Below are 21,637 nucleotides of genomic sequence, written 5' to 3' on the forward strand. Positions count from 1 at the left end.
TTAATGAGCCCTACGCGCCTAATATGAATGATATTTAGTAAGATTAATATGACAGGCCGACTTCTGGGTAAAACTTGTAAACGTAGCTGAAAAGCCGACAGTTTTAGCACCATTAAGAATTTAATAGCGGTAATAATCGCTATTGTTTGCCAGCATTTAAAATACTGCATACGAGATACAGAGCCGTTCCGTTAAAGACCCAGTCGTGAGGCTGCACATTCTAAAAATAGGGACAACTGAACAGGCGAGAAAAACATCGTCATGTCAGCGACATAAATAAGTAGAGTAACAATATGAAACGTATGCTAATCAATGCAACGCAGCAAGAAGAAATGCGCGTAGCACTGGTTGATGGCCAGCGCCTTTATGATTTAGATATCGAAAGCCCAGGTCACGAACAGAAAAAAGCCAATATTTATAAAGGCAAAATCACTCGCATTGAACCATCTCTTGAAGCAGCATTTGTTGATTACGGTGCTGACCGCCATGGTTTCCTTCCTTTAAAAGAAATTGCACGTACTTACTTCCCTGCAGGTTACACTTTTCATGGTCGCCCTAACATTCGCGACGTAATAAAAGAAGGTCAAGAAGTAATAGTACAAGTTGATAAAGAAGAACGCGGCCAAAAAGGCGCAGCGTTAACTACTTTTATCAGCGTTGCTGGTAGCTATTTAGTTCTTATGCCTAATAACCCTCGTGCTGGCGGTATTTCTCGTCGTATTGAAGGTGATGAGCGTACTGAACTTAAAGAAGCTTTAGGCCGTTTAGAACTACCTAAAGGTATGGGCTTAATTGTTCGTACAGCGGGTGTTGGCAAGTCATTTGAAGAACTTAACTACGATTTAAAAGCACTCTTAGTACATTGGGATGCAATTAAACAAGCAGCCGATAGTGCTAAAGCACCGTTTTTGATTCACCAAGAAAGCAACGTGATTTTCCGCGCAATACGCGACTATTTACGTCGCGACATTGGCGAAATTTTAATTGATAAACCACGTGTTTTTGAAGAAGCTAAAGCGCACATTGAGCGTTTTCGTCCTGACTTTATGAGCCGTGTTAAGCTTTATCAAGGTGACACGCCTTTATTTACACATTACCAAATTGAAAGCCAAATTGAGTCTGCATTCCAGCGTGAAGTACGTCTTCCTTCTGGTGGTTCAATTGTAATTGACCCTACTGAAGCACTGACATCTATTGATATCAACTCATCTAAGGCAACTAAAGGCGGCGATATTGAAGAGACAGCACTTAATACAAACTTAGAAGCGGCCGATGAAATTGCACGTCAATTACGTCTTCGTGACCTAGGTGGTTTAATTGTAATCGACTTTATCGATATGACTCCTCCACGCCATCAACGTGAAGTAGAGAATCGTTTAAAAGATGCAGCGCGCCCAGACCGTGCTCGCGTTCAAATTGGTAAAATCTCACGCTTTGGTTTACTTGAAATGTCGCGCCAGCGTTTGCGTCCTTCATTAGGTGAAGCAAGCCAAGGCCCATGTCCACGTTGTAGTGGCCAAGGTACTATTCGTTCAAACGAATCAATAGCACTTTCAATTCTTCGCTTAATTGAAGAAGAAGCAATTAAAGACAATACAGCACAAGTAAATGCACAAGTGCCTGTTGCTGTTGCCGCTTATTTATTAAATGAGCAACGTCGTAGTGTTCATCGCATTGAAAAACATCATAAATGTGACGTAGTGATCATTCCAAATCAACATATGGAAACACCACATTATGAAGTTATGCGCTTACGTAAAGACGAAACACTTGAAACTGTAAGTTACGGACAAGTTGTTGCACCGGAGCCTGAAGTATTCGAGATGTCAAAATCTCCAAGTACGCCAGTCCGTGAAGAGCCGATGCTAAAAGGCGTGGTAATGCCTTCTACTCCTGCTCCACAAGCAGCGCCAGCTAAAGCCGTAGAGCCTGCTGCGGTAGCACAAACTAAAACTGAAGGTGGCTTACTAGCTGCTATTGGTAATTGGTTTAAGTCGTTATTTGCAAGTGAATCTGAAGAAGAGAAAAAAGAAGCTGTAGAAAAAGAGCAGCAAGAAACGCGCAATAATGCGCGTCGTGGTAACGATAATCGTCGTCGTAATAACAATCAACGCCGTCGTAATAATAACCCACGCACTAACAAACCGCGCAATGAGCGTCCAGCCGCTGAAGAGGAAGCTAAAACTGACTCAGCAGCAAGCACCGAGACTCAAGAGAGAAGCGAGAACCGCAACAAGCGCCGTCGTAATCCTAACTCTCGTAAGCGCCCAGAACATAAAAACCAAGAAAAAGATCAAGTTAAAACTGAAGCCCCTGCAAAGGCGGAAGTAGAAACTGATTGTAAGCCAGCACAAGCTGCAGAGCCTAAAGAACAGAAGCCTAAAGTTCGCCGTCAACGTCGTAACATACGTAAAAAAGTACGTCTGCAAGATGAAAAAGCTGAGCAAGCTAACTCAACAGAGCAAGCACCTGAGCAAACGGCTGTAACTGAAACTCCACAAGTTCAAGAGCAAGCTCCTGCTGTAGAAAAGCAAAAGCAAACTCCGGCAGAAAAAACAGCTCACATTAAAGAAGAGAAAGTTGATGTTGTTGATTCTAACGATGAAACAGCAACTACTGAAGACGAACAAGAGCAAACACGTACACGTTCACGTCGTTCTCCTCGTCATCTTCGTGCATCTGGTCAACGTCGTCGTCGCCCTGAAGGTGAAGCAGAAGTTAAATCTGATGAAGCCCCTGCATTTATTCCAGTTGCTGATCAAGCTGCTGCAGAATACGAAGCAGAACTTAAAGCTAAATCAGAAGAAACATCGGTAGATGCGTCGCAACAAGTTGAGCAAGCCGTTGCGGTTGAAGACTTAGCAAAAGTTGAAGCTGTAGAAGAGCCAGTAAAAGCTAAAGAACCGGCTAAAGCTGAAACGCCAGTAGCCACTGAAGAGCCAGTTAAAGTTGAAACACCAGTAGCAACTGAAGAGCCTGCTAAAGTTGAAACGCCAGCAGCCACTGAAGAGCCAGCTAAAGTTGAAACACCAGTAGCAACTGAAGAGCCTGCTAAAGTTGAAACGCCAGTAGCAACTGAAGAGCCTGCTAAAGTTGAAACACCAGTAGCAACTGAAGAGCCTGCTAAAGCTGAAACACCAGTAGCCACTGAAGAGCCTGCTAAAGTTGAAACGCCAGTAGCCACTGAAGAGCCTGCTAAAGTTGAAACGCCAGTAGCCACTGAAGAGTCTGCTAAAGCTGAAACATCAGTAGTAACTGAAGAGCCTGCTAAAGTTGAAGCAAAAGTGAAAACTGAAAAATCAGCACCGCATGTTAAAACAGCGGTTACTCAAGGGTCAGCAAGTGCGCCAATGGCACAACCGACTCCTGTAGCTGATAGCGAAGTGAAACATACGTCTGTAGCAATGGCTCACGATAAACGTGAACTAGTTCCAGACAGTGGTTTACGTGCAGGTTCAATCAAACCTGCTGGTCGTGCAAGCTCTGCAATGACTAAAACAATGAGTGTTGATTAATAACTAACATTCATTAAAAAGCCCCGCTATTTAATAAATAGCGGGGCTTTTTTGTTTATATGATTTGAATAATCAGAAAAATGACTTCACGCCCGTAAAAAGTAATTTTTTCACAAAGAGGTAAAGAGACGCTGCGCTTTTAGAGGTAGTAATAAGTCTAAGTCTAAGTCTTGCTAACTTAAATAAGCCCCGCTAGCAAACCATCGCTTGTGTTTCTCATTTACTCCTCTTTCACTTCTCTATGTGAAATAAATCTTTTAGTGGTTTTGTTAGCAAAGAAATTAAATAAACAGAAGCGTTGCTTCTCGCGTAAGCAAGCTTCACGACTACAGCCGAAATTTAACACCGTGAATAAAATTAACCTGTAGACGCACAACTTGTTGGCGTGACGGGCACAAAGCCCGTAAAAGTAATTTTTTCACAAAGAGGTTAAGAGACGCTGCGCTTTTAGAGGTAGTAAAAAGGCTAAGTCTTGTTAATAAAGCACGACTTGTGTTTTCTCATTTACTCCTCTTTCTCTTCTCTTTGTGAAATAAATCTTTAAGTGGTTTTATTAGCAAAGAAATTAAATAAACAGAAGCGTTGCTTCTCGCGTAATCAAGCTTCACTACTACAGCCGAAATTTAACACCGTGAATAAAATTAACCTGTAGACACACAACTTGTTGGCGTGACGGGCACAAAGCCCATAATAAGCGACTTATTCACAAAGAGGTTAAGAGACGCTGAGCTTTTAGAGGTAGTAAAAAGGCTAAGTCTTGTTAATAAAGCACGACTTGTGTTTTCTCATTTACTTCTCTTTCTCTTCTCTTTGTGCAATAGATCTTTAAGTGGTTTTATTAGCAAAGAAATTAAATAAACAGAAGCGTTGCTTCTCGCGTAAGCAAGCTTCACTACTACAGCCAAATTTAACACCGTGAATAAAATTAACCTGTAGACGCACAACTTGTTGGCGTGACGGGCACAAAGCCCGTAAAAAGTAATTTTTTCACAAAGAGGTTAAGAGATGCTGCGCTTTTAGAGGTAGTAATAAGGCTAAGCCTGTCAATAAAGCATGACTTGTGTTTTCTCATTTACTCCTCTTTCACTTCTCTATGTGAAATAAATATTTAAGTTTTTTTTTCCGATGCAACGAATTTATATACCGATACAAAAAAGCGCGATATAAATACCGCGCTCTTAAATCAGCTTTTTACTTGTGAAATTTACTCGCTTTCACTTTCCATAAAACGTTGTAACTGATCTTTTAAGTTTGGCGGAATACCTTTAATTACAAGCGTGTCAGTTGCCTCGTTATAAGTTACGCGCTCACCTAAGTGTTTACGTTCAAAGCTTACACTCACACCACCACCAAGACCTGAGAACTTAACCATGCTGGTTACGGTTTTCTTATCAACAGGGAAAGTTTCTTCTAAGTCATAGCTTTGTTCTTTACAAAAACTATCAAACGGGCTGTCATCGCCTTTTGTAAGCGTTGCAGATAGCTCGCTTACGCTGGCATCTTCACCAGTTGTCACACAGTCATTACAGTAGTCAAAAACTTGTTTACGTAAATCGTCTTTTTCTGATTTATCAAATTGTTGCTCAGATAAATAATCCTCTACTGCGCTAAGCATTACTTGGCTTTGCTGTTTTGAATCAATACCCTCTTCACAACCTAAAAAGTCTAAGAAAAAGTCGGCAACTTTACGTCCAGCTCGCCCTTTGATAAATGAAATATAACGGTTGTCGTCAGCTTGTGTATCCCACGCTGTTAAATCGATACGAGCAGCAAGTTGCATGCGTGATATGTCTAAATGACGAGAAGCGGCTAAATCAAGCTCTGAGGTCATAGAATAATGCTCTTTGATGTTAATCATCGTAATTAGCATGTAATCAGTTGCAACGTATTGGTAATGACAAAATACTAAATAGCCTGTTTCACTAAATGCATACTTATCAAGCTCTTCTTTTAAAACCGTTGAGGCTTGCTCGGTCATATGCCAAAAGCCTAACTCATCATTACGGTAACTTTGCATTGCAGATGCTACAACACTGTTTTTGTCACCACTGAAAGCACAATAACCTTTACCAGGTTTACCATTGTATGCATGATGTAATTGTTCGATAAAAACGGCTACTTTATCGTTAATTACCATCTCATCATTTCGAAGGTGAATTTGCGTATCGTCGTCTTTTTTGTCTACATAGTGAACGACTAATTTTTTAACGTCTGTTGTCATCTTTGTTTTTCACGCCTCTAGTGTTAAAATACGAGAATATAACTATTTTATTGAACCAACTAATGCCAATCTTATCAAAATACTCTAATGAAGAAGTAGAACAAATCGTCGATCAGCTTATTGATGTGCTAACTAAACACAATGCGCCGGTTGATTTAAGTCTTATGTGTTTAGGAAATTCTATCACGCATATCTTAAAAGAGCATGTACCAACAGGGAAAAGACAAGCTGTAACCGAGAACTTTGCAAAAGCGCTCGCGCAGTCGGTTAAATAAAATTTATGAATTTATCGCAGCACAATCAATTTTCATCAAAAGCGAGTCAGCTGCTAAGTTGGGGGCATTGGTTTACCTTTGCCAATATCGGCTTAGCCCTACTTATTAGCTTAAGCTATTTATTTGCAGACTCGCCACCTACAAGCTTTTTAGGCATTACCTATATGCTAGTTACTTGGCTAAGCCACACTAGTTTTATAGCCTTTTTAGCGTTTGTGCTGACGGTATTTCCGCTTAGTTTAATATTCCCCTACCCACGACACATTCGTGGCATGGCCGCTGTAATAGCCACTGTAGGCGCATCATTGCTTACTCTTGATGCTTATGTGTATGTTAATTTAGGTTATCACCTAAGTATATCTGCCTTACCTGAGATCATTTCATTGTTGTGGCATCGTTTAACAAGCTCTCCTGCTTTAACAACCATTTTAGCCAGTGGTATTGTTGTTGTTATTTTAGGCTTTCAGCTACTTGTTAGTAATTACACATGGCACCACCTTGAGCGTTTAAAGCAATATAAATTTGCACGTTACGCAATTTCTTTTTTAATCGTGTGTTTTTCGCTTAGCCACAGTATTCATATTTGGGCTGACGCCAATTTAAACTTTGATGTAACAAAACAAGATAATGTTTTGCCACTTTCATACCCTACTACCGCTAAAAGCTTGTTAGCTAAAAATGATCTGCTAGATATAGAAAGCTACGAGCAAGCACACAACGTAAAAATTAATAACCAAAATATTAGTTATCAAATGCCAAGCCCGCTTGAAAAATGCGAGGACTACACACAAGCCAATGTAGATATATTTGTATTTGAAACTCAACAACAACTCGAAAAGTTTGTTGCCGAGAATAAAAACATGCACAAAACAGAGCAGTTTTTACAGCCAACAAATCATGACGATACGTTATTTAGCTTAGTGTATGGTTTACCCGCTTTTTATAAAGCAGCAATTTTAACCGAGCAGACACTCCCAGTTTGGCAAAGTCAGCGCCGTAGCATTGAAGTAACTGGCATTGAAGAACTAAGCTTTATTAATGATCAAGCACATAGCTCTAGTGCTATTCGAGTAATTAAAGCGAGTGATACCCCTACTGTTCGAGATGATGAAACACAGGTTTTTGCTTTTAGTCTTGCCAATAACAAGCAAGAAGTAGTAACCACCTCAACTTTATACAGCTCTGACAAACGTATTTCTAAAGTAGATGGGCTAATTCAACCTAGCGATTTAATTGCAACAAGCGTTGGGCAATATTTAAATTGCAAAGCTATTGCCAAGCAAACAATGCTAGGCGTTAATCTATACAAGAAAAAAGACGATATGGGCGTGAACTACTCTCAGGGTGTTGTTATAGCCTATAAAAAAGATAGGATTACCTTAATAGATTCAGATGGTAACTTTAAAAACATCTCTGCCGCTGAAGGTTTTTCTATTGAACAAGGTTTAGATATACCATTTTTAGTACAGAGTATTAAAAAGCTCAAAACCTTTACCCAATAACAGTTATCCTAACCTAGCTTGATATACCACCAAGCTAGGTTATAGTTTTATATTGTTGTTAGATATAAAAACCAAGGATGACATGTATGTTTAAAACTTCTCGTTATATTCTCCATTCTAGCTTTTTACTTATCAGTTTTTTTAGCTTTAGCGATACCACTTACTACAAGTGTGTAACAGAAAAAGGCACTGTCTTTTCTCAACTCCCCTGTGACGACGAAGCAACGACTTATAAAGTTAACACAACGGGTAATCAGTATTCTGGTCCTAAGGTTGACTACACTAAACAACTAAACGAACTTGAGCGTGAAAGGCTTCTATCTGGCTTACAGGCAGAGCTTCGCAGTAATAACCATAAACTAACAATACTTGATCGTAATAAAGAGCGTGCTGAATACAAACAACAAGAGCGGTTAAATCATATCTTAGCCATTGATGATAAAAAGCGTATTACTAAAGACATTACTAATAAACTAAAAATAATTAATAAAACATATAAGAAAAACGTATCGGCTGTGACTAAACAAATTAAAATTCTCGAAAAAAAGATAGCTCAATTCCAATAAGTTACTCTTAGTTAGTAAGTAACATTTATCTTGGTTTTAAACTTAAAATAACATACCCTTAACACAATAGAGTATAAACTCTAGGGACTTTTAAGGAGTGCAAATGCAACCTCGCCATATTGCTGAATTAATTTTAACGGGTTTTAAAAGGCACTATCAGTTATTTCAAAAAACAACAGCCAAAGCCCCTCTTGCCTTTGCAAAAAAAGATTGGCAAGCAATTAATGATATCAGCCGTTTGCGTATCAGTTATTATGATGATCGTGTTAACGAAACCACGCAAGCGCTAAAAAAAGAAACCCCAACCGAACAACTCGATGAAAGCCTATGGCTTGAAGTTAAAAAGATATACCAGCATTTTTTATGTTTTCATCCCCAAGCAGAGCTCGCCGAAACTTTTTATAACTCTGTATTTTGCCGGCTGTACCATAGGCGCTATTTTCATAATGACTTTATATTTGTAGAAGCAACCTTAAAAGATGCTCCTTCAGTGCCTGTAGAAGCAGAATATAGAACTTACTTTCCTGTAGTTGATGGCCTCAAACCAACAATAAAACGCATTATTAATCATTTTGATTTTAAAGCCCCATTTGTAAATTTAGAGCGTGATATCCGCCTCCTTGTTAAAGCTTTTTATAAACAAGCCCCCGATACACATCACCAACCTTGGCAAATGCGCTTTGATATTTTACATACGCCTTTTTATCGAAATAAAGCAGCCTATATTGTTGGTCGTGTTGTTTCAAAAAGTGGGGTTCAGCCCTTTATAATCGCCGTATTACACGATGAAGATAACGGATTATATTTAGATGCACTTTTAACTAAGTCATCTCAAATGCGTGTTATTTTTGGCTTTGCCCGCGCCTACTTTATGGTAGAGACTCACGCACCTTCAGCACTTGTTCGGTTTTTAAATCAACTTATGCCAAACAAAACACTTGCTGAGCTCTATAACGCAGTGGGTTTTCATAAGCAGGGTAAAACTGAGTTTTACCGAGAGTTTTTAAATCATTTATCTCACTCTAGTGATGAGTTTACAATTGCACCGGGGACTCCCGGTATGGTGATGATGGTATTTACCCTCCCCTCATTTGGCTATGTTTTTAAAGTAATAAAAGACAAATTTGGTGAGAGTAAACCCTTTGGCCGTGATACCGTATTAAAGCGTTATCAACTGGTAAAAAATCATGATCGTGTTGGCAGAATGGCCGATACCATAGAGTATTCTAACGTCGTATTTCCTTTAGCGCGTTTTGATAGTAATTTACTTGCGCAATTACATAAAACAATTGGCTCATCAATGATAATTGAGGGCGATTGGTTGATCATCAAGCATTTGTATATTGAACGGCGAATGACACCTCTTAACTTGTTTTTAGAAAATGCTGATGAAGAAAGTGCTGCCGACGCGATTGAAGAATATGGGCAAGCCCTAAAAGAAATGATTGCTGTTAATATATTTCCTGGTGATATGCTATTAAAAAACTTTGGTGTAAGTAAGCACAAACGTATTATTTTTTACGATTACGATGAAGTCCAATATCTAACCGATATGAACTTTAGATCATTACCAAAAGCAAAGAGCTATGACGACTATTTAATGGATGAACAAAGTTACTCTGTTGCACCACAGGACGTATTTCCTGAGCAACTTTGTACATTTGTAATGCCAAACCCTATGTATAAAAAGTTTTTACTCAGCACTCATCCTGAGCTTATAGATGTTAGCTTTTGGAAGCAGGCACAACAAAATATAAAAAATGGTCAGGTAAGTCATATTTACCCATACCCGACAGCACAGCGCTTTATTCACCACTGGTAAGCGCTAAAGGACACACACAATGAATATAAGTAAAATAGATTTAAATTTACTCGTTTACCTCGATACATTGCTTCGAGAATGCAACGTAACACGCGCTGCTAATCAATTGAGTATAACGCAACCTGCAATGAGTAATGGCCTTAAACGTCTTCGTAACTTATTTAACGACCCTATTTTAGTTCGTACCAGCGATGGTATGGTACCTACCGAGCGTGCTTTGGAGTTACAACCCGTTATTCGTGGCATTTTAATGACCCTTGAAGAAACTCTAGCACCTAATCGAGAATTTGAGGCAAGCCAAAGTAAGCGTGTGTTTAGAATAATGGCCAGTGATTACGCTGCAAGTACATTAGCACCAAAGCTTTTAAGTAAATTGCACGAAGAAGCCCCCGATACTACTTTAGATATACTCACACCAAGTGATGTCACCTTTCATGATGTAGAAAACGGTAAAGTAGATATGGCAATCAACCGTTTTGAAAACTTACCTCAGTCTTTTCATCATAAACGTATTTGGAAAGATAGTTTTTGCTGCTTAGTAAAAGCCGATAATCCTATAATTGAAAACTTTAGCCTCGACAGCTATTTAAAAGCGCGCCATATATGGGTAAGCAAAACAGGTTTTGGTGTAGGTGTAGGCATGGACCCTAAAGATGTGCAAAAACTTGGCTGGGTTGACGAAGCACTTGCCCACTTTGGTAAGCATCGTAATATTGCCACTTTTACGCGTAACTACCATGTAGCTATTCATTTAGCTAAAGAGAAAAATTTGATTGCGACCCTTCCTTCAAAAGCCGCGAACATATATTTGGATGATCCGGGGCTTAAAATTTTAGAGCCACCATTTCCAATTCCTCCTTTTGAGCTTGATATGATTTGGAGCCCACTGTTGCATCGCGATGCGAGTCACATTTGGTTACGTCAAAAAGTAGCTGAAGTAGCTGAAGAGCTAAAATAACTTTATTACACAATATAATGTAAAAATTGCTAGGTTAATTTTCTGCCTGTTAACTTAGCACCCTGCTGAAACAAAATTAAACCAATAAAATCAAATAACTACATAACTATTAAAACGTGGAACATACATTGCTTTTATTAAATTGAACTATACATTCATTTAATTAAAGAGGTCATTATGAACACCCATCAAGGATCAGAAGTAAATCATATTACTGACATCATTCAAGTTATGAACAGCGGCATCGATTTTTATCAAAAAGCGCAGGAAAAAGTTGAAGACCCTGCTATTGGTGCACTTTTTCAGCGTATGATAGATGCCCGAAAAGTGAGTGTTGAGCGCTTGCAGCCATATGCAATTAATGAAAAAGGCGAACGCGAAGATGGCTCATCTTTCGCAGTTGAAGCACGACGTGCGTACACAGCCCTATTGACTACTTTCACCTCACACAACGACAGCACGTATGTAAAAGAGCTTGAAGAGGTAGAAGATAAAACCCTTGAAGAAATTAAAGCAGCAATGGATAAACCGCAACCAGCTGACTGCGAAGCTGCACTGGCTAAAACATTATTAACAATGCAAAGCTGCCATGCAGAAATGAGCCGTATGCAAAAAAATTAAGTCAATTATAATATGGCTTAGTTATTTCAACTAAGCCATATTTAAATTAATTTTCTAAGGTCATAGCTAAAGCTGCATATTGCCTGAACCAAGTGATGTTGCTCACTGCATGCCTCATAATATTATTTGAACGATTTATGATTGAAGGTTCAAACTTAGATAATTCACGCCAATCATATGAGAATGCAATTTGTTCACCTTTACTGCTAATACCTTCTCCGGTTACAAATTGTGGAATAGGACCTGGACCAATGGCAATGCGTTCAACCGCTGTTTTAGCTAAGCAATTCATAATATCTAAGTTGTTAAAATACCCCTCTTCATCAGCTACAACAAATAAGCCAACATCAATATGTCCATGATTAATATCTTCATATTTCTCGTATGATGGACCTCGACGATCCCAATTATAATTCCATGTACACGTGCCATCATCTTGGTACTCTAAATTTTCAGTAAAAAAATCTATAATACCCATTATTTTTGATTTATAAAAATCAGGTCTATCACTCCATTTATCTAAATACAGCATCGCTGTTGCCATTGTCAGGTTATGATTATGGGCTAAAGGATTACTATATAAACCAGAATCACCATAGTTATCGTTATAAAGGTTCACGTAGTAAAAACTTCCTTTAATCGAAGAGTTTTTACTAACGCTATACGAGCTGTCATGGCTGTCTACTATCTTTTGGGCGGCTAATATAGAAATGTCCGCAAAGTTATAATAATCAGATAATTTTTGAGTTTTTATTATATCAACTATACGCATAACACCGTTTAAAATCATACCATCCGTCAAAACAGTTATACTCGAATCAGAGAGTGATCTTTCCCAGCCGGGGGCAATTTCATCTCTTTCATTTAAGAATAATTTAGGTGCCCGCTTATAGCTATTTGTTGCTGAAAATCCATTTGTACTTCTCACCAAATCCGTATCACTAAGCATTTTGTTAGCTAACTCAATAGCCATATCTAAATACTTGAGCTTATTGGTTACATTATAGAAATGCAGATAAGTACGTAACCAATAATACCCATTCCAAGCATATTCATTGCCTGTATTAGACTCATTATTAATCATTGGATTGCCCGGATACTTTGCAAATATCAGTTCAGCTAAACTTGAAACATTATCTACATCAGAAACTTTAGGGTTAGGAACGTCTAAACCGCTTATTAAATCAGCAGATGTAATGTTATGTAATTCAAAGAATGAGTCCTGGTTTGCGGAGATAAGTTGCGGCTCCCCTCTGTCACTTATGCCAAAATTACGGCTATTTTCAATGTTATTCAGGTCTATTAAGCCTAGTCCCTGAAGAGCTCCCTCAGAAAATTTATTTGACCTCCTAAATAACCAATTAAATGATACATCAGTAGGAACAATAAAGTCTTTTTTAACTGAAACACTTTTTAATCCGTCTGAAGCTATTAGCTCTCCATTTTTTACTGTAACTTCTAAAAAACGTGTTTGATAAAAGTTTAACTTATTCCAGACGCCGGGGTATTTGTCTCCAAATTTCATTTGTATACTTGACTGATTAAATAGTAAAAATTCTTTTGTATTTGAGTTAGAAAGTAAATAGGTTTTCTTGGAAGGGTCATTGGGTGTTTCCCCAAGCCACACTACAATTTTGAATGGACCGGTGGGCTGCCAAACATCAAAGCTAGCAAAGCTATTGACGCCGTTAAACTTTATAGCGGTATCAGCAAAAACAGTTTTAATACTAAACGAAAATATTAGTAAAAGGGTAAGTATTAATTTGATCTTCATCATACTCATACGATCTCCAAGTGAGATGGCATGACGCTTTACTGCACACAATATATATGTATGAGGCGGTCCCGCTATCATAGGCTGAGCCCTTAGACCGGAGACTTTGCGTCTTCACCTTTCAGTGAATTTGCCGAAATTAATGTTAATAAACTTATCCGATATGTTTAAAAAACAATCAGAACAAGTGAAATTCTAACCCTTTAGTACTTAATGTCAACTAAAGAAAACCATAAATCATTAGTAAAAAGCAATTCACTTCTATATTAGTAAGTTACAAAACCAAAAAAAGGGCCTTACGGCCCTTTGAGTTAAATAACAAAAGGGAGGTTATTAATTAAAAACGGTATTCTGCACCTACGTAGTAGTAAGCACCGTTAAATCCAAATGGAGCCGAACGACGTGAGTAGTCAAACACACCTGAGCTACTTATTACTGTGTTGCCACTAGCATCCACAATAGTACCTGAGCGAGAGTTACCTATTTCATTTTTATCTGGGTAAACATCGAACAAGTTATTTGCACCAATATTTACTGATAAATCTTCAGTAACGAAGTAGTTAACTTTAACGTCAGTTAAAATTTCTGCACCATACGTTTGACGACCGCCATCTTCTACTGTGTATTCACCAAAACGATTAAGTGACAGGTTAACAGTCCAATCATCACGTTGATAAAGCGCACTTAAGTTAATACGGTCCTCTGGTTGCCACTCTTCTATAATAGAGATGTCTTCAGCTGAGAATATATCTTCTACTTTTACTGTCTCAAGGCTTGAGCCAGCAGGAGAGAACAACGATACAACATCTGTTTTGGTAAAGTTAGCTGCAAGTGTAAAATCAAGCGTGCCGCCTAAACCTTCAGTGTTCCACGTTGCTACAAAATCAACACCACGAGTTTCTGTATCAGCACCATTTAAGAAAAACTGCCCTACGCCAGCACCTGCACTATTTAGTGCTGCATCAAGGCTTGTAGATAACCCTTTACCTAAGCGATCACTAATTACAATACGGTCGTCAATATCAATCGAGTAGTAATCAACGGTTACATTAATATTATCGGTAACGTTATACACAATACCTAAACTACGGTTTTGTGATTTTTCTTCTTTAAGTTTTGGAATACCTAAACTTTGCGCAAGTGTTGAATCATTTCTAAATGTACCAACTTCTTCTGCAACTAAATTCCCATTAGTATCAACAACAAATTGTGTGCTTACGTTATTAAAGTAAAGCTGCTGCATTGAAGGCGCTCTAAATCCTGAGCTTAATGCACCACGTAATGAAATATCGTCGGTAATAGACCAGTTACCAGCAAGTTTAAAGTTTACTGTATCGCCAAAACCTTTGTAGTTATCGTAGCGAAGTGCTCCAGATAAAATCACATCTTCAATTACATAAGATTCTGCATCTACGTAAAATGAAATTACATCACGTGACTCATCCACTGAAGACGCAGGTGATGAACCACCAAAACCTTGTGAACCACCCGATGCATCTTCAGAGCCAACACCGCCACTTAAACCGCTGTAAATACTTACACCATTTAATGTGTCGTAATCGCGGTACGCATATTCATTACCTTCTAAAATACGGTATTCGTCAGTACGTATTTCAGCACCCATCGCTAACGAATAATCATCAAAGTTTTGTGTAAAATCAATATTGATTGTTTGCAATGATAATTCCATGCCGTAAGCGTACGCTTCACGTGGAATAGTTGTACGAATATCAGCTGCACTTAAACCTTGGTCATAACGTAAAAAGTTAGCGTATGAGGCATTGATAGTGTCACTTGTAGTGTAATCAATACTGTTCTCGCCATAGGTGTAAGATAAATCAAGGCTTGCATCGTTATCAAATTCAGTTTTATAACCAAAGTTGTACGAGATATCATCGATAGTTGTGTTGATTTTTGGTAAGAAACCTAGCGGAATCGTCGCATCGTTATCTTGTAGTACTGGGTTACCACCTGCATTTGCATTATGACGGAAAAATGCAGCCGACTCATTTTCACGTGTTGAGTAAGTAATAAAGCCGTAAAGCTCGCCATCACCTAACTCGTAACCGGTATTAATTGTTAAACCAAACTGCTGAGAGTCAGCATCACCAATTCTAAAGGTATCACGATCGGCTGTCAGCTCACGCGGATCGCCAGCAAGTAAAGTGCCGTCACTTAGTTCTGTACAACCATAAAACTGACAAGAGCCATGTAAACCGGCACGGTTAGTCGGTGCACGGTCACGGTAATTAATAGTTGTATTTAAATAACCGTCATCACCTAGCGCAAAGCCTTTATTAAAATCAAGGTTAATGGTTTCGCCATCGCCTTCAGAATATTGACCGTAGTTAATAGCCGCTTTACCACCTTCGCTACCATCCTTGAGCACAATATTAATAACACCTGCAATTGCATCAGAACCATACTGAGCAGCAGCGCCATCACGTAATACTTCAATGCGTTTAATTGCAGAAGCTGGAATTGCATTCATGTCAGTACCTGCGGTACCACGCCCAACAGAGCCATTAATATGAATAATACTTGCTTGATGACGACGTTTGCCGTTAATTAACACCAATGTTTGATCGGGGCCCAAACCGCGAAGTGTCGCAGGTCTTAAAGCATCTGTACCATCACTAATTGCAGAGCTTGAAAAGTTAAATGAAGGGGCGATAGACTGTAGCATACGACCAACTTCTGTTTGGCCCGTATTTTCAAGCGCTTCTGCACTTAGGATATCTACTGGAACGGGTAAATCTTCAACTGAACGTCCTGCTACACGGCTACCGACAATAGCAATTTTTTCAATTTTTTCTTGAGCGACTTCTTCTGCTGCGTTTACACCTTGCGAATTTACTGCAAGTAAAGCTGGTAATACTGCTGCACTGACCGCTGAAAGCTTCATCATGTTGTTATCATTCCTGTTGATTTGTTTGAGTTTTATACTCAGTAAACCATTTTGATCAACAACCGCATCGAGCTCAGTCCCACCTAATAATGCCTCTAGAGCATCTAGCTGAGTGTAAAATCCATAAACTGAATTTGCGTCATACTGCTTTGCCAACTCATAAGAAAACACCACGGTTTGCTCTGTTTGTTTAGCATATTCAATTAAGGCTTTGTCTGCTCGCTGCGCTTTTATATCAAATTGCACCATTTGCCCAGTGGTTTGTGTTGCTGCTTGTACACTTAAACTAAAAATAGCCGGTGCAAGCACACTAAATCCACTCAATAAATGCGTTTGGTTACTGCGCAACTTATATAAACAGCTGACAAACAAAAATCCTCTATGGGTTTGTTTCTTTTTTTTAATGTTTTTTTTACGTTCAATCTTTATTGATGTAACTTTACCTAACATTAGTTTGATTTGCATAACGTCTACTTATGATTCTGTATGGTGTTTTAGCGTTACTACATGCTCACCTAAACGCTCATGATCAATCGAAAAGTTAGTTTGTAAACTTTCTAGTAAACCTTCAACGTCACCGGCTTTAAATACTCCAGCCACTTTAATACTGGCAAGCTCAGCTGATGAAAGCTCAAAACGTGTGGCTGTATAGCGGCTTACTTCATTTAAAGCATCGCTTAGCTCTTCTCCATTAAAAATAAGCATCCCGTTTTGCCATGCCAAATCGCGTTGTACGTCGTTCATTGAAAGCTGCGTAATTGGTTTTGTAACACTTTGCTCAATAACTGCTTTTTCGCCTGAGGTAACAATATTGGCATTAATTTGACGAATTTTTTTCGTGCTATTATCTGCAAGTTGATAATCTTTAAAGTCATTTGCATCAACCGCTACACTTGGATCAGTGATCATCACTTTGCCTTCAGTAACCACCAGTTCTAAATCTGATGAAGTATTGCGTTGGACATTAAATACCGTGCCTAACGCGGTAAAACTTTTATCACCAGCCATAACACTAAACGGACGCGTGGCATCTTTTGCTACATTAAAGCGCCCTTCTCCACGACTAAGTAATAACTGCCTGCGGCCTTTACTATAAGCAACTTCTAGTAAGCTATTAGTATTAAGCTGCACTATGGTGCCGTCTGGCAATACATACGTTGCTTGCTCGCCTACTTTTGTTTTGTAAATTTTAGTGTAATTAACTTTAGCAAGCTCTTGGTTGTAGCCATTTTCTAAGTTAATTAATAAGTAGCTGCATACCATTAACGCTGCAAACAAACTCGCTGCAATTGAGTAAGAAAACATCCACTTGTTTTTTGATGTTTTAGTATTGTTGCGCTGAGGAAATAAATGACTTAATTCGTTTAATACTGAAAGCTCATCCCAAAGCTGAGCAAGCTCGTATATAGAGTCTTGATGTGCGGTGCTTTGCATCATCCATAATTTAAATTGCTCTTTTTCATCATCAGTTAAACCACGATCAATCGCGCTTATCCAATCACATGACTTTTCTAAGATTAAATCTTTTGAATTAAATTGATGAACATTACTCATTCTGCGACCCTCTTAACTGATATAGGATGTGCTTGAGCTTTAAGGTTCGTTTGAGGGCTTTGCTCATGTTCACGCATGTATAACATGGTTTGTAACAATCCTTTGGCAATGTGTTTTTCAACAGTGCTTTGGCTTAACTGCATTTGGTCTGCTATCTCTTTTTGGCTCATACCGTAAACTTTTTTTAATATAAAGCATTTACGAATCGATGAGCTTAGTTGCTCAGTAGCTCTACAAAAAAGTAAAAAACGCTCTTTAGATGTGTATTCGTCTTCGAGCTTCATTGATTTGAGTAATACGGGCAATTCGTTATCGTTTTCTAACGAATCATTAAATTTATTGTCCCACTTAGCTATATGGTTGAGTGCTAGATGTTTTGCTGTTTTTAGCATATAACTGCGGGTAAACTGGATGTCTTGTTTTAAATCAGCTTCATAGCTTTTTACAAAAGTTTCTTGCACAATATCTTCTACATCGTCGGGTTGAACAATGCGCGATACAAAACGTTTGAGCTGTTTAGAAATATCAACAAATGTTGACGTGAACTTTACTTTTTTCGTCATCCTTAACATCCACCTGTTGTTATTTTTATTATTAGGGCGTGTTGGCCTTTCGTGGTTGAATTTTCAGCAGTACGTTTGGTATTTAGGCAAGGCAGAGCCTATGTAGTGTGGTTACTCCCCATAAATAGGTGATAACGCAGCATAAATACCATACATGCGCTGCCCTTTGGGTTCAATCCACAAAGGTTAACACGCCCAATAGATTACGAGTTTTTGACATAAAAACAAGCTCAAATGTTAATTCTGGGTTATTTAAATGCATAGGAAGATAAATGAGTAAACTTTTAGATTATATACGACTTAGTTTCTTTGCATTCGGTTTACTACTTGGAGTGCAAATACCTGCATTTGTAAGTGACTTTGGCCAAGCATTATCAGCCCAGTTAATTGAAGCTAATAATGCCGTTGCGCCTTTTAAAAGCGATGCAGCTAAGTATTTCAATAATGATTTAACTAAGCTAATAAAACACTATCAAAATATTGATGATGAAATTGTGAACAAAGGGGCAAGTAATATCAGTACTCTTTACGAGCGACAGCAAGATTTACAGATAGCCGTAAATAGGTTTGAGAAATCTCCGTATATATTTACTATGATCAGTGGCATGAGCGATATAAAGCAACAAGTATGGCAACGCTTTGAAGGTCAAATCATTTTGAAAAAAGACTCTATTATAGCCGCCATTGTTGCAGCCATAATTGTTGCCTTGCTTGCAGAGCTTACTGGTTATTTGTTTTTAATTGGAGTAAAACGCTCATTTAAACGCTTATTCGCAGCTCAAAAATAGTGATTTCATAAAATCATAAAATACATCGGTTTTGCGGGTTGTTAAACTATTTTGCGGACGTAAAAACCAAACCGGTGCATCATCTTGTGCCATTACCCCTGGCATAACTTCAACCAAAATACCGTTTTTAAGATCTTCATTAATCGCTATTTTTGATTTAATAGCAATACCATGACCTGCAATGGCAGCTTGTGTCATATTATCAGAGTTTGAAATAGTAAAACGAGTTTTAGCATTAAAAGTATGTATTTTTTTGTGTTCGTCAAAAAGCTTTAACTGGCGTTGCCACGGCAGGCAAACCCAATAATGCTCACTCAATTGCGTTAAATTTTCAGGCATGCCGTACTTTTCTATATAGCTAGGGGCTGCACAAAGTATGCGACTATTGTTTACGATTTTACGAGAAAGTAATCCTGAGTCATTTAATTTTCCCACCCTAATTGCAACATCTTGCGCGTCATCAACTACATTTACAAAATGATCCGTTATTAAAAAATCAAGCTTTAGTTCAGGGTAAGCTTGCTCAAACTCATTGAGTTTAGGCATTACGTATTTTGAAAAAACCCAAGGCGGCATGGTCACGCGTAGTAAACCACTCACCGATGAGCTACGCGCGCCAATACTATGTTCAGCATCGTGTAGAGCTTCTATTATAGCCCCCACACGCGTATAAAATATTTCACCTGCGGGAGATAACCGTACTCGCCTGCTATCTCTAAAAACAAGTACTGTAGCAAGCTCACGCTCTAGTTTACTTAAGCGATGGCTCACCGTTGCAGGCGATAAACGCTGCTCGCGGGCAGCAGCAAGCACGCCCTTATTTTCAACTACAGCTATAAATGTTTCTAGGTCGCTTAAATTATACATAAAGATGCCATTGTGCACTTTTCAATGTTTAATATTTTCGAATGAAGCTTTCAGTATTGCAATGTTTATTTAAATATATAAAACACTATAATTGCAAATAGTCTAATTATTGAGGTTCAATCATGAGTTTAAAAGCGCAAATAGATGCCTATAACGTACAAAAGGATGCCAAATTGCCGGCTGACGTTTTGGCACTAATGAACACTACAAACGAAGAGCTAATTGCACAGCATATTAAAGACAATGCATTGCAAATTGGTCAAAAAGTAGAAAACTTTAGCTTAGCCAACCATAACGGCGAAAACATTGAGCTTGCAGATTTACTAAAAAAAGGGCCGGTAATTATTAGTTTTTACCGTGGTGGCTGGTGCCCATATTGTAATTTAGAGCTAAAAGCACTTAACAACTACTTACCACAATTTAAAACTCAAAGTGCTCAGTTAGTCGCAATATCACCACAACTACCTGATGAAACTCTCTCAACTGCACAAAAAAACGACCTTGAATTTGACGTGCTTTGCGATGTGAGCAATAAAGTAGCTGAGCAATTTGGTTTATTGTTTACACTTGATGAGCGTATTCAAGCGTTATACACACAATTTGGTATTGATTTTGAACACTACTACGGCGATAAAAGCTTTAAATTACCGCTACCGGCCACCTATGTGATAAACCAAGAAGGTGTAATTACATACGCATTTTTAAGCGAAGATTACACCCTACGCGCAGAACCTATTGATGTTATGACAGCACTTGAATCGGAGAATAATTAATGTCTATTTTAAAATCGTTAAAAACACTTACTCTTTCACTACTTGTGGGCACAAGCCTTGTATCTGGTTATGCAGTCGCTGATGAACCAAATGAACAAGCAAAACCTAAAGTGCTTATTTTCGATGTAAACGAAACCCTACTTGATTTAACGTCAATGCGTACCTCTATTGGTAAAGCGCTAGGCGGACGTGAAGATTTATTACCACTGTGGTTTTCAACCATGCTGCATCATTCATTAGTAGATACAGTAAGCGGTAGTTATCACGACTTTGGGCAAATCGGTGTGGCGTCACTTCTTATGGTTGCTCAAAACAACAACATTGATATTACAAGTGAACAAGCTAAAACAGCTATTGTTACGCCTCTTTTAACGCTTCCTCCACACAGCGATGTTAAAGAAGGACTGGCAAAACTCAAAGCACAGGGCTATAAGTTAGTAAGCCTTACAAATTCTTCTAACAAAGGTGTAAAGGCACAGTTTGAAAGCGCTGGTTTAATGTCTTACTTTGATGCGCGTTACAGCATTGAAGATATTAAAATTTACAAACCAGACTTACGTGCGTATGAGTGGGTACTTAAAAAGCTAAACGTAGCACCAAATGAAGCAATGATGGTTGCAGCCCATGGTTGGGATGTTGCTGGTGCAAAAGAAGCTGGCTTACAAACCACTTTTATAGCACGCCCAGGTAAAGCACTTTACCCATTAGCTAAAAAACCAGATCACGTTGTGAAAGATTTACATGAATTAGCCGCTCTACTTAAATAAGTACACGCTGATGAATCAATACCCAAGCGGCCAATGTTAGGATGACATTGGCCGCTTTTTTATAACTAACCCTAAATATGTCTTAGTGTATTTATTTTCATAATCAGTATGCTAAAAATCGAATGTAAACAAAGCATTTAGACCGCTATGCGTTATTTTATCT

The 21,637-nt window shown here is 38.5% G+C and carries 16 protein-coding genes and 1 riboswitch; of the genes, 10 read left to right on the forward strand and 6 right to left on the reverse strand.

What is annotated here, in order from left to right; translation table 11 throughout:
• Positions 1 to 293 precede the first annotated feature (293 nt).
• A complete protein-coding gene (gene rne / locus H5159_RS05390; protein WP_182779888.1) occupies positions 294 to 3,515 on the forward strand; it encodes a ribonuclease E in 3,222 nt (1,073 codons plus the stop codon).
• Between the two features lie 1,204 nt (positions 3,516 to 4,719).
• Here the strand turns inward: rne and yejK are convergent.
• A complete protein-coding gene (gene yejK / locus H5159_RS05395) occupies positions 4,720 to 5,736 on the reverse strand; it encodes a nucleoid-associated protein YejK (protein ID WP_182779890.1) in 1,017 nt (338 codons plus the stop codon).
• Positions 5,737 to 5,798: 62 nt separating this feature from the next.
• Between yejK and H5159_RS05400 the strand changes: the two genes are divergently transcribed.
• From H5159_RS05400 to H5159_RS05425, 6 genes are all read left to right on the forward strand, one after another.
• On the forward strand, positions 5,799 to 6,011 hold the full coding sequence (locus tag H5159_RS05400) for a DUF1414 domain-containing protein (protein WP_002961475.1): 213 nt from the start codon (positions 5,799 to 5,801) through the stop codon (positions 6,009 to 6,011).
• A gap of 5 nt (positions 6,012 to 6,016) precedes the next feature.
• Entirely contained in the window at positions 6,017 to 7,513 is a 1,497-nt protein-coding gene (locus tag H5159_RS05405) for a DUF3413 domain-containing protein (protein ID WP_024596962.1), read from the forward strand.
• Between the two features lie 86 nt (positions 7,514 to 7,599).
• The gene (locus tag H5159_RS05410; protein WP_182779892.1) at positions 7,600 to 8,079 is read left to right on the forward strand and encodes a DUF4124 domain-containing protein; all 480 of its coding nucleotides are present in this window, start codon (positions 7,600 to 7,602) and stop codon (positions 8,077 to 8,079) included.
• Positions 8,080 to 8,182: 103 nt separating this feature from the next.
• Positions 8,183 to 9,901, forward strand: a complete 1,719-nt coding sequence (gene aceK, locus H5159_RS05415; protein ID WP_182779894.1) for a bifunctional isocitrate dehydrogenase kinase/phosphatase — start codon at positions 8,183 to 8,185, stop codon at positions 9,899 to 9,901.
• Between the two features lie 19 nt (positions 9,902 to 9,920).
• Complete coding sequence (locus H5159_RS05420) at positions 9,921 to 10,859, forward strand: LysR family transcriptional regulator (RefSeq protein WP_002961484.1); 939 nt, start codon at positions 9,921 to 9,923, stop codon at positions 10,857 to 10,859.
• A 177-nt stretch (positions 10,860 to 11,036) separates the two neighbouring features.
• Positions 11,037 to 11,480 (forward strand): PA2169 family four-helix-bundle protein, encoded by a 444-nt coding sequence (locus H5159_RS05425; RefSeq protein ID WP_182779896.1) that lies wholly within the window; start codon positions 11,037 to 11,039, stop codon positions 11,478 to 11,480.
• A gap of 46 nt (positions 11,481 to 11,526) precedes the next feature.
• Here H5159_RS05425 and H5159_RS05430 read toward each other — a convergent pair whose 3' ends face one another.
• From H5159_RS05430 to H5159_RS05445, 4 genes are all read right to left on the reverse strand, one after another.
• Entirely contained in the window at positions 11,527 to 13,263 is a 1,737-nt protein-coding gene (locus H5159_RS05430) for a hypothetical protein (protein WP_182671746.1), read from the reverse strand.
• 52 nt (positions 13,264 to 13,315) lie between these two features.
• Positions 13,316 to 13,399, reverse strand: a riboswitch (cyclic di-GMP riboswitch).
• A gap of 192 nt (positions 13,400 to 13,591) precedes the next feature.
• Positions 13,592 to 16,627 carry a TonB-dependent siderophore receptor gene (locus tag H5159_RS05435; protein WP_182695105.1) on the reverse strand — a complete coding sequence of 1,012 codons (3,036 nt, stop codon included), beginning with the start codon at positions 16,625 to 16,627 and terminating at the stop codon, positions 13,592 to 13,594.
• Positions 16,628 to 16,636: 9 nt separating this feature from the next.
• On the reverse strand, positions 16,637 to 17,716 hold the full coding sequence (locus H5159_RS05440; RefSeq protein WP_024603563.1) for a FecR family protein: 1,080 nt from the start codon (positions 17,714 to 17,716) through the stop codon (positions 16,637 to 16,639).
• Positions 17,713 to 18,279 carry an RNA polymerase sigma factor gene (locus H5159_RS05445; protein ID WP_024597233.1) on the reverse strand — a complete coding sequence of 189 codons (567 nt, stop codon included), beginning with the start codon at positions 18,277 to 18,279 and terminating at the stop codon, positions 17,713 to 17,715. The genes H5159_RS05440 and H5159_RS05445 overlap by 4 nt, the downstream gene beginning before the upstream one ends.
• A gap of 272 nt (positions 18,280 to 18,551) precedes the next feature.
• Between H5159_RS05445 and H5159_RS05450 the strand changes: the two genes are divergently transcribed.
• A complete protein-coding gene (locus tag H5159_RS05450) occupies positions 18,552 to 19,067 on the forward strand; it encodes a DUF2937 family protein (protein WP_165723945.1) in 516 nt (171 codons plus the stop codon).
• Here the strand turns inward: H5159_RS05450 and H5159_RS05455 are convergent.
• Entirely contained in the window at positions 19,047 to 19,934 is an 888-nt protein-coding gene (locus tag H5159_RS05455; RefSeq protein ID WP_002961497.1) for a LysR family transcriptional regulator, read from the reverse strand. The genes H5159_RS05450 and H5159_RS05455 overlap by 21 nt on opposite strands.
• Positions 19,935 to 20,056: 122 nt before the next feature.
• Between H5159_RS05455 and H5159_RS05460 the strand changes: the two genes are divergently transcribed.
• Both H5159_RS05460 and H5159_RS05465 read left to right on the forward strand, forming a co-directional pair.
• Positions 20,057 to 20,707: a peroxiredoxin-like family protein gene (locus H5159_RS05460; protein ID WP_182779898.1), complete on the forward strand. Its 651-nt coding sequence runs from the start codon at positions 20,057 to 20,059 to the stop codon at positions 20,705 to 20,707.
• The gene (locus H5159_RS05465) at positions 20,707 to 21,474 is read left to right on the forward strand and encodes a haloacid dehalogenase type II (RefSeq protein WP_182725170.1); all 768 of its coding nucleotides are present in this window, start codon (positions 20,707 to 20,709) and stop codon (positions 21,472 to 21,474) included. The genes H5159_RS05460 and H5159_RS05465 overlap by 1 nt, the downstream gene beginning before the upstream one ends.
• Positions 21,475 to 21,637 lie beyond the last annotated feature (163 nt).

This window comes from Pseudoalteromonas sp. SG43-1 (assembly GCF_014164415.1).
Lineage (GTDB): Bacteria > Pseudomonadota > Gammaproteobacteria > Enterobacterales > Alteromonadaceae > Pseudoalteromonas > Pseudoalteromonas distincta.